13 protein-coding genes and 1 pseudogene are annotated in these 13,332 nt (G+C 64.1%); 4 read left to right on the top strand and 10 right to left on the bottom strand.

The window, feature by feature from the left end:
* The first annotated feature begins 1 nt into the window (after position 1).
* The gene (locus tag BMZ79_RS34975; protein ID WP_256252519.1) at positions 2-187 is read left to right on the top strand and encodes a hypothetical protein; all 186 of its coding nucleotides are present in this window, start codon (positions 2-4) and stop codon (positions 185-187) included.
* Positions 184-405: pseudogene (locus tag BMZ79_RS35535) on the top strand (Ger(x)C family spore germination C-terminal domain-containing protein); the annotation flags it as partial. The gene BMZ79_RS34975 and the pseudogene BMZ79_RS35535, both read left to right, overlap by 4 nt.
* Before the next feature lie 87 nt (positions 406-492).
* Here the strand turns inward: BMZ79_RS35535 and msrA are convergent.
* Complete coding sequence (gene msrA / locus BMZ79_RS02685; RefSeq protein ID WP_090636295.1) at positions 493-1,479, bottom strand: peptide-methionine (S)-S-oxide reductase MsrA; 987 nt, start codon at positions 1,477-1,479, stop codon at positions 493-495.
* 314 nt (positions 1,480-1,793) lie between these two features.
* On the opposite strand from msrA, the gene BMZ79_RS02680 reads away from it, so the two are divergent.
* The gene (locus BMZ79_RS02680; protein ID WP_256252518.1) at positions 1,794-2,237 is read left to right on the top strand and encodes a C40 family peptidase; all 444 of its coding nucleotides are present in this window, start codon (positions 1,794-1,796) and stop codon (positions 2,235-2,237) included.
* Between the two features lie 105 nt (positions 2,238-2,342).
* Here the strand turns inward: BMZ79_RS02680 and BMZ79_RS02675 are convergent, their stop codons facing one another.
* From BMZ79_RS02675 to BMZ79_RS02650, 6 genes are all read right to left on the bottom strand, one after another.
* Complete coding sequence (locus tag BMZ79_RS02675; RefSeq protein WP_090636292.1) at positions 2,343-2,906, bottom strand: NUDIX domain-containing protein; 564 nt, start codon at positions 2,904-2,906, stop codon at positions 2,343-2,345.
* A 141-nt stretch (positions 2,907-3,047) separates the two neighbouring features.
* Positions 3,048-4,451: an immunoglobulin-like domain-containing protein gene (locus BMZ79_RS02670; RefSeq protein ID WP_090636290.1), complete on the bottom strand. Its 1,404-nt coding sequence runs from the start codon at positions 4,449-4,451 to the stop codon at positions 3,048-3,050.
* Between the two features lie 232 nt (positions 4,452-4,683).
* The gene (locus BMZ79_RS02665) at positions 4,684-5,343 is read right to left on the bottom strand and encodes a cell wall hydrolase (RefSeq protein WP_090636287.1); all 660 of its coding nucleotides are present in this window, start codon (positions 5,341-5,343) and stop codon (positions 4,684-4,686) included.
* A gap of 129 nt (positions 5,344-5,472) precedes the next feature.
* Positions 5,473-6,159, bottom strand: a complete 687-nt coding sequence (locus tag BMZ79_RS02660; RefSeq protein WP_090636286.1) for a hypothetical protein — start codon at positions 6,157-6,159, stop codon at positions 5,473-5,475.
* On the bottom strand, positions 6,156-7,049 hold the full coding sequence (locus BMZ79_RS02655; protein ID WP_090636284.1) for an ABC transporter ATP-binding protein: 894 nt from the start codon (positions 7,047-7,049) through the stop codon (positions 6,156-6,158). The genes BMZ79_RS02660 and BMZ79_RS02655 overlap by 4 nt, the downstream gene beginning before the upstream one ends.
* The gene (locus tag BMZ79_RS02650) at positions 7,046-7,417 is read right to left on the bottom strand and encodes a GntR family transcriptional regulator (RefSeq protein ID WP_090636282.1); all 372 of its coding nucleotides are present in this window, start codon (positions 7,415-7,417) and stop codon (positions 7,046-7,048) included. The genes BMZ79_RS02655 and BMZ79_RS02650 overlap by 4 nt, the downstream gene beginning before the upstream one ends.
* 333 nt (positions 7,418-7,750) lie before the next feature.
* On the opposite strand from BMZ79_RS02650, the gene xerS reads away from it, so the two are divergent.
* Positions 7,751-8,833, top strand: a complete 1,083-nt coding sequence (gene xerS / locus BMZ79_RS02645) for a tyrosine recombinase XerS (protein ID WP_090637102.1) — start codon at positions 7,751-7,753, stop codon at positions 8,831-8,833.
* Positions 8,834-9,141: 308 nt separating this feature from the next.
* Here the strand turns inward: xerS and BMZ79_RS02640 are convergent, their stop codons facing one another.
* From BMZ79_RS02640 to BMZ79_RS02630, 3 genes are all read right to left on the bottom strand, one after another.
* Positions 9,142-10,878, bottom strand: a complete 1,737-nt coding sequence (locus tag BMZ79_RS02640) for a proline--tRNA ligase (protein ID WP_090637100.1) — start codon at positions 10,876-10,878, stop codon at positions 9,142-9,144.
* A gap of 385 nt (positions 10,879-11,263) precedes the next feature.
* Positions 11,264-11,644: an MmcQ/YjbR family DNA-binding protein gene (locus BMZ79_RS02635; protein ID WP_090636281.1), complete on the bottom strand. Its 381-nt coding sequence runs from the start codon at positions 11,642-11,644 to the stop codon at positions 11,264-11,266.
* 136 nt (positions 11,645-11,780) lie between these two features.
* On the bottom strand, positions 11,781-13,325 hold the full coding sequence (locus BMZ79_RS02630; RefSeq protein WP_090636279.1) for a DUF4153 domain-containing protein: 1,545 nt from the start codon (positions 13,323-13,325) through the stop codon (positions 11,781-11,783).
* Positions 13,326-13,332: the final 7 nt, after the last annotated feature.

Below are 13,332 nucleotides of genomic sequence, written 5' to 3'. Positions count from 1 at the left end.
AGTGATCGTGCTCGATCCGTATTTCCCGACCATCCGCTTCGACGGCGACTCGTACGTCGCGCAACGGCTTTCATTGTTGGACAAGCCGAAAGAGCGCCTGAAGCTCTCCAAGGCCGAAACGAGCCTGTACAACCTCAGCGCGAACGCCTTCGCCAAATCGGGGGCGATGGTGGAGCAAAGCGCGTGACCGTGCTGAACCGGAACCTCCCCGAGGTCGAGAAGCGCCTCGAGGAGGAATTCAACCGGTCCACGGAAAAGCTGCTGCACAAAATCCGGAACGCGGGCGTCGATCCGTACGGCTTCGGGCTCCGCTGCCTCGCCCAGCATTTCGGCACCGAACGGGATTGGAAGCACTGGCAGGAGGCCTATCCCCGCGTCGAATTCGACGTCGCGTCCCGCGTCGTCATCGAAAGCACGAGCCTGGTCCGCCGAAGCGGCCGGGAACGCCGAACCCGGCGCGCCGGTCCTTGTTCGTCGGACTGCCCCGCCGAATTAGAGGCGCGGCAGCAGATGGCCGTACCCTTCCTTCTCCATGTCGGCCTTCGGAATGAACCGCAGCGACGCGGAATTAATGCAGTAGCGCAGCCCGTTCGGGCCGGGACCGTCGTCGAAGACGTGGCCGAGATGGGAGTCCGCCTCGCGGCTGCGCACTTCCGTGCGGACCATGCCGTGGGCGAGGTCGAGATGCTCCTTCACGTTGGCGCCGACGATCGGCTTCGTGAAGCTCGGCCAGCCGCAGTTCGAATCGAATTTGTCCTTCGAGCTGAACAGCGGCTCGCCCGACACGATGTCCACGTAGATGCCTTCCCCGTTGAAATCCCAGTATTCGCCCGTGAACGGGCGTTCCGTCCCGCTGTTCTGCGTCACTTCGTACTGGATCGGCGTCAGCTTGCTCCGGCGGGCTTCGCGGTCCTTCGGCGTGTTCCAATGCTCGGCGATGAACGCGTCGCGGCCCGAGCCCTTGCGGTACATCTTGTAGCGAAGCGGGTTCTTATGATGATAATCCTGATGATCTTCTTCCGCCGGATAGAATTCCGTCGCCGGCACGATCTCCGTCACGATCGGCTTGTCGAAGCGTCCGCTCCGCTGCAGCTCTTCCTTGGAGCGCTCCGCCGCGGCGCGCTGTTCCTCGCCGTAATAGAAGATCGCCGTCCGGTACGATTCGCCCCGGTCGTGGAACTGCCCGCCGGCGTCCGTCGGGTCGATCTGCATCCAGTACGTTTGCAGCAGCTTCTCGTACGGATAGACGTCCGGATCGAACGTGATCTGCACGACCTCCGCGTGGCCCGTCGTTTCGGAGCACACTTCCTCGTACGTCGGATTCGCCTTGTGCCCGCCCATGAAACCGGACACCACGGCATGGATGCCGGGCTGTTCGTCGAACGGCGTCACCATGCACCAGAAGCAGCCTCCCGCGAAGGTCGCTTTTTCCAATTTTTGGCCGGCGCCGCCGGCTGTATTTGCATTGCTGTCGCTCATGTTTTTCGCACGTCCTTCCTATCTGAACATCCTATCGGATCTTCATACGATTATCATAGCAGAGCGGGTTCCGCTTTCCAAATTTCCCGTTTCGACAAGACAAGCGAAGACAAGCGCTTTCATATGAGAAATTTCTCACTTAATTCTCATAAAGTCGAATTTCGCCAAAAACGCGCTTCATTTTGTTCCTCATCGGCCAAAAAACCCCTGTTTCAAGTGTGCTATAGTGTTAACCAGACCAACGGACACCTTGAAGAGCTGGAGGGAAAGACATGAGAGTTTCGTATAAACGCTTACTCAAAAGCATCCTTAACGTGGGCCTTTGCGCCTCGATCGGCATCACGGCGGTTGTCGCCGGAACGGCCGCTACCGCGAACGCGGCGACGGCGAAATCCAAAGAATTGATCAACTACGGCGAAAAATACATAGGCACGCCTTACTTGTACGGCGCGGTGCCGTACATGACCAACGCCTTCGATTGTTCTTCGTTCACGCAATACGTCTTCGACAACTTCGACATCACGCTGCCGCGCACCTCGATCGACCAGGCTTTGAAAGGCCAAAAGGTCGCGAAAGGCTACCTGAGCATGGGCGACCTCGTCTTCTTCAAGACGAACGGCTACGGCATCAGCCACGTGGCGATTTACGCCGGCAACAACAAGATTCTGCACAGCGCGAACGACGGCGTCGAAATTTCCGACATGGATTCGAACTATTGGTCGTCCAAATACGTAACCGCCCGCCGCGTGCTCAATTAACGCGCGATTACGCGCGAAGCAACGCCCGATACGCGAAGAGCCGGACAAGCGAGGATTTCTCCTCCGCTTGCCCGGCTCTTCTTTCTTCTTCGTTCCGCGCCGGCTTTACAGCCGGAACAATCCGTGTCCGTCCAGCTTGACGACCGGTTCGCGGTCTTCGATCAAGCCGTCCCCGCCCGACTTCAACGCCACGTCGATCAGCCAGCGGGTGAACCCGGCCACGTTCATCGTCTCGAGCTCCTCCATGCTGTAGAAGCCCGCCGCGTCCACCTCGACGCCGTCCGGCACCGGCTCGCCGCCGATGTAGTCCATCGCGAAAGCGACGTACACGTTGTGGATGTTCCGCGGCAGGTCGCGCAGCGCGACGATCCCGCGGACGGACGCGTCCACGCCGGTCTCTTCCTTCACCTCGCGGACGATGGTGTCGTGGATCATTTCCAGCTGCTCGATGTAGCCGCCCGGATTCGTCCAGTAGCCTTTCCCCGGCTCCTGGGCCCGGCGCACCAGCAGCACCTTGCCTTCCCGCAGCACGAGCGCGCCGACGCCGATGCTGTAATTGCCCCAATGCACGAAGCTGCAGCCTTCCGCCGTGCAGGCGTGGCGCATCGTGCCGTCGACGTCCCGCGGCGCCAGCGGCGCTCCGCATGACATGCAATAATTCGCTCCCATTCGCTTCACCCGATCTGTCCGATATGTTGATGCTGACATAGCGACGTTACTTTTAAATCATAGCGCCATCGCCGCCTAAAGATCAACTTCAAATATCGGACGGGACGGATACGGCCCGTGACGGCCGGGCCGTCATACGCGTTATTGCTGCTTCACGACGAGGTTGAAGGCGCGCACCTCCGCCGATCCGCCGCTGCTGACGACGGCCGTCAGCGTGACCGCGGCGTCGCCTTTGCCCCGCGCGGGACGGTAGACCGTTCCGTTCGCGGCCAACGCGGACGGATTGCTGGAATACCACGCGATCGTGCTGCCGTAATAGCCTTTCGCCGGCAAGCCGACCGATTGGGTCACGCTCGAAGCGCCGTCGCCGCTCTTATACGCGATCGCGAGATCGGCCTTGTCGGCGGCCGCCCGCTCCTGGCTCGTGAAGTCGTCCTTGACGGTCAGCACGAACACCTTCACGTCGCTGGCGGAACCGCTCGTGAGGATGGCCGTCAGGACGACCGTCGCGTCGCCCGTTCCGGCCGCCGGCCGGCGGAGCGTCTTGCCGTCGGCGGACAGCACGCCCGGCGCGCTGGACGTCCAGACGATCGCCGAGCCGTTCGCGCCTCTGGCCGGCAGGCCGTCGAGCGGCCGGGTCACGCGGCCGGCGTCGTCCGAGCCGCCGTAATCGATCGCGAGCGCGGCTTTGTCGGCGGCGACCCGCTGCGCGTCCGGCATGCTTTGCTTCACGGTCACCGTGAATACCTTCACGTCCGTGTAAGCGCCCGATTGGATGAAAGCGGTCAGGACGACCACGGCGTCTCCGCTGCCGTTCGCGGGCCGGTTGACGGTCTTGCCGTCGTTCGAGACGACGGCCGGCAGCGAGGAGATCCATTTCACGCTCGAGCCGTTCGGTCCCTTCGCGGGGAGCGCGTCGAACGCCCGCGTCACGCTGCCCGCGTTGTCGGAGCCGCCGTAATCGATCGCGAGCGCGGCTTTGTCCTTCGCGACGCGGTCGCTGTCGGAGAGCTGCGGATCGTCCGCCTTCACGACGACGCGGAACGTCCGGGCAGCCGTCGCGTTATGGAACCGGAGCGCGGCGGTCAGGTTCACCGCGACGTCGCCCTGCGTCGGCCGGCGGACGGTCAGCCCGTCGTTCGAGATGACGTTCGGATTGCTGGACGTCCAGACAACGGAGGAGCCGTTCTTCCCCCGGCTCGGCAGAATCACGGGCAGCGTCACGTTGTTCGCGGTATTGCCGCCGAGAAACTGGATGGCGAGCGCGTCCCTGTCGGCATTCACTTTCTTGGCGTCCTGGGACGCGGCGTTCGAGGCTGCGCACTGCGCCTTGAACGACGCGATCATCGACTTGAGCAGCGATCGCGCGCGTTCGTCTTTCGTCTTCGCGAGCACCTGATTGAGCCGGGCCGTCGCTTCGTTGCAGGCTTGCTGCTGGCGCTTGGCGTCGTTCGAGCCGCCGGAGCCGCCGCCGTGCGCGAACGCGGCCGTGCCGCCGCTCGCGAACAGCGCTAAGACGAGCATGATGATGGGCCACTTCTTCATGAACCTCTCTCCCCGCTACCTGGAATGGGCGATGCGCGCCGGGCGCTAATCAGCGGCCCGGCCGCCCGCGCGTCGGGAACGATCGCCGCCGGCTGGATGTGTCGTTCGTGGTTCCGTTCGTTCTCCTTATGTTTTCCAACGCGCTTGCTTGCGCGAATGTTGCAGCCGAACGCCAAAAAAACCGCCCGGAGGCGGTTTTTTTTGGAAGCGCGATCGCGCGCGTCTTCGCGCGTCAGATGGCGAACACGTGATTTCCGATTTTCGTCGTGACTTTGCGCCTCAAAATCCATTTGGACTTGGCCGTCACGGGGTTGTAATAATACAGCGCCTTCTTCGTCGGGTCCCAGCCGCGCACGGCATCCTTCGCCGCCAGAAACGCGGTGTTGTTCGGCAGCAGCCAGTATTGGCCGTCCGCGACGGCGGTGAAGGCGTACGGCTCGAAGATGACGTCCGTCACCGTCTTCGGGAAGAGCGGCGAGCGCAGCCGGTTCATGACCACGGCGCCGACGGCGACTTGGCCTTTGTAGACCTCTCCGCGCGCCTCCGAATAGATGACCCGGGCCAGCTTCGCCAGCTCGGGCTTGTTGACGGACAGCTTCTTCAGCTTGCTCCAGGTGGCCGGTCCCGCGATCCCGTCGTGCGCGAGCCCGTTGGCGCGCTGGAAGCGGGACACCGCGTTGCGCGTCGCCATCCCGTAGGTCGTCGTGACCGCGCCTTTGAAATAACCGAGCGTCTGCAGCCGGAACTGCAGGTCCGCCACGTCGCCGCCGGCGCTGCCCGGCCGCAGGACCGGCGCCGCGGAAGCGGAAGCCGAACCGCCGAAGGCTCCCAAGACGCCGGCCGCGACGATCGCGCCCGCAAGAACGGCAGTCAATGTTTTCTTTCTTCTCATGAAGCCCGAATCCCCTCCAAAGCGAAAGTCTGGAAGACGATCATAGCATGCCGGAGGGGCGTTTATGCGGAATAAAGGCGATTTTTAATGAACTTAAATGTTTCTCATCCGGCCTTCGCGGCCCCCCCATCAGACGGTGCTTCTGCGAAGGAACGCGTACCCGGCCAAGGCCAGCAGCGCGGACGCCGGAAGCAGGAGCAGCGCCACGTTGAATGCCGAACGGCCGTCGAAGAAATCGCGGATGCCGTTCCACCATCCCCAGTAGATCAGCCCGTAGACGAACAGCGTGCCGAGCAGCAGGCCGATGATCGAGGCCGAATAGAGGCCCGTTTTGCCGAACCGGCGGAACAGCGACGAGATGGCGAAGCCGAGCAGGTACATGAACAGCATGAGCGAGCCGAACACGATGAATTGCTGCAGGGCGTTGCCGTCGCTGACGTAAGGGAGATGGAAGAAGAACAGGTCCGCGTTCCAGCCGTCGGTCCAGGATTCGATATACGAGAGCAGCAACAGAATAAGGGACGACGCGACGCTGACGGACAGAATCATGATGAGCGTGCCGGAGAAGTAATCCCGTCTGCGGACGCTGAGGCCGAGCGCGAAAGGGAACGTGTGATGCACCGCCACGATGCCGCTGACCAGCATGTAGACGAAGATCGACATGAGGCCGCCGGTAACGATCCGGTCATCGTCCGCCATCAGCCCGGCGATCAGCAGGTTGACGGCGAAGCTGGACAGGACGATGACCCAGGGCATATAGATCCAGGACCATTTGTCGCGCAAATGCATTCTTACGATGCCTTGAACGGTATTCATGCGAACGCCTCCTTCGTTTCCGGCGCGCGGTTCGTCAGATAGACGAGCAGCTGCTGGATGGTGACCGGCGAAAATTGCAGCCCGAGCTCCTCCGCCCGCCGTTGGTCGGTCGCGCCGAGCGGCGCGTAAACCGTGACCGCGCGGCTGCCGCCGAGCGATTCCCGGTGAATGATCCGCTTGCCGGCCGCGTACGCGTCGATCTTCGCGGTCGGACCGGTAACCGTGTATGCTCGGCCGCGCAAGGCATCCGCTTCGTCGTCGAGCAGGATCCGTCCCTTGTCGATGACGATGACGTGCTCCAGCAGCCGGCTGACCTCGTCGATCAGATGCGTGGACAGAATGACCGTGCGCGGATGCTCCGTGTAGTCCTCCATGAGCCGCTCGTAAAAAATGTTCCGCGCCACGGCGTCGAGCCCGAGGTACGGCTCGTCGAAGATCGTCAGCGGCGCGCGGCTGGCCAGGCCGATGATGATGCCGACCGAGGACAGCATCCCGCGGGACAGCTTCTTCACCCGGCGCTTGAGCGGCAGGTTGAAGTCGCCCCGCAGCCGTTCGGCGTACGCCCGGTCCCAGTTCGGGAACAGCAGCGCCGCCGTTTCCAGCACGTCGACGACCCGGAACGTATCGGGATACTTTTGGCTTTCCTTAATGAAGCAGATTCGCCGGAGCACCTTGTCGTTCTCGTACGGCTGCTCGCCGAACACCCGCAGCTCCCCGCCCGTCTCGAACAGCTGCGCGGTAATCATGTGCATGATCGTCGTCTTGCCGGCGCCGTTGCGGCCGAGCAGGCCGTAAATCTTGTTCGCCTCGATCGAGAAGTCGACGTTGTCGACGGCGGTGAAGCTGCCGTAGCTCTTCGTCAGTCCCTTCGCTTCCACGACCTTGTTCATGCGCGGTTCCCCCTTTCGCGGATCATGTCCGTCAATTGTTCCTTCGTGATGCCGAGCTTCTCCGCCTCGCGGATCATCGTCACCACGTACTGCTCGAAAAACTGTTCCCTGCGCTTCTCCGTCAGTTTCTCCTTCGCCCCGGTCGACACGAACATCCCGATCCCTCGCTTCTTGTACAGAATCTCTTGATCCACCAGCAAATTCACGCCTTTGGCGGCCGTCGCCGGATTGATGCCGTAAAACGCGGCGAACTGGTTCGTGGAAGGAACCTGCGATTCCTCCGGCAGTCCGCCCTGGAGAATGTCGTCCTCGATTCGTTCGGCGATTTGCACGAAGATGGGACGGCTGTCGTCGATTTGGTTGCCCATCGCTTCACCACCATATTGGTTAGTTACTCATGTAACTAACTATATAAGCAACGAGGTCCGTTGTCAACACGCGGCGCGAAATTTCCGCTCGGGCCCGGTTTCGCGGTCGGCCCTCCGCGCTTCGCCGCGTCTTCGATAGGCGCTGACTGACGGGACGGCGGTATGCGGCACGGCTTGACGGGACGGCAGAGCGCGGCGCGGCTTCGCGCGCAGCCGGCGGACCGGCCGCGGGCGACCGCTTCCTGCAAGGAGCGGCGAACGGACGTTCCTTTCCAGGATTTACTTTGCGCGCGCGCTGCTCTACAATGAAGCTACTTGGAGGTGGACAACGGCATGAACCTGATCAAGGCGAAAGACCGGCAGGAGCTGGACCGCAGAACGCCGTCCATGCCCTGGTACATCGAGAAATTCATCAACTACAAGCTGCCCGACCTCTCCCCCTCTTCGCTGCTGGAGTACGTCCGGGATTACGACGCCTTCCTCTCCTGGCTGCTTGCCGAAGGGCTGGCGGAAGGACCGGCGATCCGCGACGTGAAGCTGGAGGAGCTCGAGAAGCTGCACATGGACAGCATCGACGCGTTCCGGATGTTCCTGATGACGCGCGCCGAGCAGAGCAACAGCCGGACGACGATTTCGCGCAAGCTCAGCTCGCTGCGGTCGCTGTTTCATTATTTGAGCCAGATCGCGGAGGACGAGGACTTCTATCCGCTTCTGAAGCGCAACGTCATGGCGAAGGTCTCGATCAAGCGCACGGCGAAGCCGAAGGATACCGCGGCCAAGCTGGAGGGCAAGCTGCTGCAGGAACGGGAGATCGACGAGTTCATCCGCTACATCAACGAGGACTACGGCGCGGAAGTCGCGGACAACAAGCAGGCGCTGTACGCGTACGCGAACAACCGCGCGCGCGACACGTCGATCGTCAGCCTGATTTTGAATTCCGGGCTGCGGGTATCGGAGCTGTACAATATGAACGTCGACGACCTCGATCTGAAGAAACGGCTGCTCTACGTCTACCGCAAAGGGAAAAACGACGACACGTTCAAGACGCCGGTCTACTTCAGGCAGGAGGCGCTGCGCGACCTGCAGCACTACTTGTCCCGGCGGGAATCGCAATACAAGGCGCCCAAGCGGGAGAAGGCGCTCTTCCTGGCGCTCCCGAACGGCAAGCGCGAAGGCTCGCGGATGACCAAGCGGGCCATTCAGGAAATGGTCATCAAGTACGCCAAACGGTTCGGCAAGCCGTATTTGTCCGTGCACAAGCTGCGGCACTCCTTCGCGACCGATTATTACTTGCGCAACGACCTGTACAAGACGCAGGAGCAGCTCGGCCACGCGTCGCCGGAGACGACGCAGATTTACGCGCATCTGACGGACAAAACGATGGCGGAAGCGATCGACCGGCCGAAGGAAGCGTAGCGGGCGCGATTGGCCCGGCGGGCGCCGGCAGGCCTGGCTGGCGCGGGCCCGTCGTGGCGGGCCCGCGCGGACCCCGGAAGCAGGCTAGAGGCTCGCGAGCGAACGACCCGCCTCGGCCCGTTCCGATCGGCGCCGCCGCCGTACCGGCAACAAAAAGAGACGACCCGGAGCCAACAAGGCTCCGAGCCGTCTCTTTTTGCGGTTTTGGCAGGTCTGGCTCCGGACGCCGGCGTTCGCCGAAGCGGCGGCCATTCCGGGTGTGCCACGGATCTTGATGAAGCATCTAATGCCCTGCCTCTCTTCGCTTCTTACGCTTGACCCAGCCCGTTCTCCCTCAGCCACCGCTTGACGGCGGCGGGAACGTCCGCCAGCGCCATGCGTTCGGCAGGTCCGCCGCCGCCCCGCTCTTTCCATTCGACCTCGCCCTCGGCGATTCCTTTCCCGACGACGATTCGAATCGGAATGCCGATCAGGTCGGCGTCCTTGAGCTTCACGCCGAACCGCTCCCCGCGGTCGTCGAGCAGCGTCTCGACGCCTTCGGCCCGCAGCTCGCCGTACAGCCGGTTCGCCGCCTCGGTCTGCGCCGCGTCCTTGTCCGAGACCGGCACGATATGGACATGGAACGGCGCCAGTCCCGCCGGCCAGACCATTCCGTGCTCGTCGTGATGCTGCTCGATCGCCGCCGACAGCAACCGCGTGACGCCGATGCCGTAGCAGCCCATGATGACGGGCCGAAGTTCGCCGCCGGCGTCCGCGAACGCGGCCCCCAGCTTCTCGCTGTATTTGGTCCCGAGCTTGAACACGTGGCCGATCTCGATGCCGCGGATGACGCGCAGCTCCCCGTCCGCGCAGTTCGGGCAGGCTTCGCCTTCCGCCGCGTTGCGGAAATCCCCGGTCGACGCAAGCGGAAAATCCCTGCCCGGCACGACGTGCCGGAGATGGTAATCCGTCTCGTTCGCGCCGGCGACGCCCTGCCGCATCGCGGCGACTTCGTCGTCCGCGAGCAGCGGGATCGACAGGCCGACCGGCCCGGCGAAGCCCGTCGCCGCTCCCGTGATCGCGCTCACGGCGGCGCTATCCGCCAGCTCGAGGTCCAGGACGCCGAGGGCGTTCTTCACCTTCGTCTCGTTCACCGTGCGGTCCCCGCGGATGAGCACGGCGACGTGCTTGCCGTCCGCCGCGTAGATCAGCGTCTTGATCAGCTCGTCTTCGCGCAGGCCGAGCCCCGACGCGAGATCGTCGATGGATCGCAGCCCCGGCGTATGGAAGCGCTCGGGCGCCGGGATGTCCGCCGCCTCTTCGCCGGCATGGCGCGCGGCCGGCGTGCGCCCGGCGGCCTTCTCGAGGTTGGCGGCATAGTCGCAGCGGCTGCAGGTGACGACGTCGTCTTCGCCGGACTCCGCGATCGCCATGAATTCGTGCGTGCCGCCCTCGCCTCCGATGGCGCCCGGATCCGCTTCGACCGCCAGGTAGCGGATGCCGCAGCGCGCGAAGATCCGCCCGTACGCCGCGTACATGGCGCGGTACGCGGCGTCGAGGCTTTCCCAGTCGGCGGCGAACGAATAGGCGTCCTTCATGACGAATTCGCGGCAGCGCAGCAGGCCGAAGCGCGGCCGGCGCTCGTCGCGGAACTTCGTTTGGATCTGGAACAGCGTCACCGGCAGCTTCCGGTACGTTCCGATTTCCTGCCCGACGAGCGCGGTCACGACCTCCTCGTGCGTCGGGCCGAGCACGAACTCCCGCTCGCCGCGGTCGCGCAGCCGCACGAGCTCCGGCCCGTATACCTCGTACCGGCCGGACTCCCGCCACAGCTCGGCGGGCTGCAGCGCGGGAAGCAGCACCTCCTGCGCGCCCGTCCGTTCCATCTCTTCGCGGACGATGCGTTCCGCGTTGCGCAGTACCCGCCGCCCGAGCGGGAGGAACGAATAGACGCCGGCGGAGAGCTGGCGGATGAAGCCGCCTTTGACTAGCCATTGATGGCTGATCGCTTCCGCGTCGGCCGGCACTTCCCGCATCGTCGGGATGAACGCTGATTGTTGCCGCATGAACATAACCCCCCTTGATTGGTCGTCGGCGCGCGGCGCCGGATCTCGACTGCCCCGATCACGCCAAAAAAAACGCGCACCCGTTCCCGGTTAAGGGACGAGTGCGCGCTCGTGGTACCACCCCAAATTCAGCCGCGCGGCAGCGATAGCCGGGCGGCGCTCTGGATCGGATAACGGGGAGTTCCCGGCTGCAAATACTGAATTCCTTGCAGCGACTACAAGGCGGGGCGCGATTCGCGGCGGCGGGGAGCTTCTCAGCCGGCGGGCTCCCTCTCTGAACGCGGCTTGTGCGGATCGGCATGTCCTTGATGACGGTCGTTCGATGATTGTTTCCTACCTTACAGCAGTCCCGGCACCCGTGTCAAGCGGACGATTGCCGACGGCGTCAGTCCGTGCCCTCGGTCGGCGCCTTCGCGTATTTCTTCGGCGCCCGGTGCCAATAGGCTTCGCCGATCACGGCGGCGATCTCGCCCCATTCCGCCCCGCGGTCCAGACGAACGCCGACCCAGCCGCGCGGACCGACGTACGCCGGCACGTAGTACAGCTCCGGGTTGCCCGACACGAGCAGCTGCTGCATCCCCGGCGGCACGGCGCACCATAAGCCGACGATGCCGTCGCCGTGATGATTGTTCCGGTAGTGAACGAACGCTTTCTTCCCGTCGACGAAGAAGCCGGGCGATCCGTGGCTCTCCCGTTCGGCCGCGCCCGGAAGCGACAGGCAGTACGCCCTCGTCTCCGCCAAAAACGGTTCGTGTTCGACAGTCATGGCATGGCTCCCTTCCAGCGATTTTTCGTGCATCCGGATCCGGATCGCGCGCGAGCGACTTATGCCGAGGCGTATCGGCGTTCATGGCGAATGACGTCGGCCGCCGCCGCCAAACCTGCGCGACAGCGATTCCTCGTCAGCGCAGCTCCCGCAGCGCCCGGGACTTCGACCGGTTCCATGCCGGCCAGCCGCCCGACCCTTCCGATCGCTCGCGAATGCTCGCGAAGACGACGTCGAGCCCTTCCACGCCTTCCGGGTGGCGGTCCCGCAGCAGCAGCAACGGCGGCACGGCGTCCGCGGACAGCGTCATCATATAGGCCATGTCGATGTTCCCGCCCGCCTCGTACCGCTCGGCGTTCTTCGCCGCGATCATGCTGTCGAGATTAGCATAGTTGAACGCGACGTAGGCCGCAAGTCCGATCGCGATATACGTCTTCGCCAGCGGGAACCGGTCGCGCCAAATGCGGATCAGCGATACGGCCAGGACGAAGCAGAGAACCAGCATGAAGCCGTGCACGAGCAGCCGGGTGCGCGTAAAGCCGTAGGCCTCCTCGTACAGCGCGAGCCGGCTGAACGCCGAGACGAGCATGACGACGGTGAACCCGACGAGCAGGCTGAGCGACAGCCGGCGCGCGCGGCGCTCGAGCGGCCCGCCCCGCTTCACGGCATGCAGGCCGCCGAGCAGCAGCAGCAGGTTGATGACCGCGACCGCCACCAGCTGCGCGAAGCCCTGCCGCGCGTAATCGGCATACGCGGCGCCGTCCGGAAGCAGGCCGTTCGCCGCTCCGAACAAGTACGAGAACTGAATGGCCGCGAAGACGAGATAGACGGCGTTGAAGCAGACCAGCAGCGTGTTCGCCGTCAGCGGATCGAACCCGAACGGTTCGCGCTTCTCCGCCGCGCCGGCCGTCTCCGTCTCCGCCTCGAGCCAGAAGGCGCGTTTGAGCTCGGCGGCCTGCGGGTCGCTCCGGTTGAACAGCAACGCCCACAAGTAGCAAAACGCGTAGAGCGCGAACCAGGCGCCGACGGCGATTCGGGCGACGCCCTCGAACGCATCCACCCGCAGGAGCAGGCTCGGCACGCGCCAGACGAGATCGCCGAAGATCCGGTCGGCGGTGGCGAGCAGGACGATGACGACGAGCAGCGGCGGCGCCGCGAGCAGCAGGCCGAGCGCGATCCGGCGCGCCTTGCCGGCCGCGCGGCGGCCGCCTCCCTCCGGCTTCGGCAGCAGCCGGTTCGCGAGCAGGCCGAACGGCACCGCTATGTAGGCGAACGGCTGAACGAGCGCCAGCATCAGCACGTCGCCGTAGAAGCGGGGACGGAACCACGGCTTCTCGCTATTGCGCGTCAGCAGCACGGTTTGGGCGGCCGCGAGAGCCGGGAGGACGAACAGGTTGAGCGTGCGGAATTGTTCGTCCGCGAAGATCGCGAACGTCAGCGACAGCAAGCCGACGGGCAGGGCCAGCAGCCAGCCGGACTTGGTTTGGCCGCGCCACCGCTCGAATCCGCCGATCCGCCCGCGGACCGCGTAGAAGAACAAGCCGTAGAACGCGGCGACGAAAATCGGGACGGAGACGTTGAAGCCGTTCCCGACGAATACATATTGACTGACGATACCGAACAGCAGCGACAGCAGCGCGAGGTTGTCGTACCGCCGCTGCCACGGGGCCGGGTGACGCATCGTGTCA

It is taken from the genome of Paenibacillus sp. UNC496MF (assembly GCF_900113915.1).
Taxonomy (GTDB): Bacteria; Bacillota; Bacilli; order Paenibacillales; family Paenibacillaceae; genus Paenibacillus_Z; species Paenibacillus_Z artemisiicola.
This window is presented reverse-complemented; position numbering and strand designations above follow the sequence as displayed.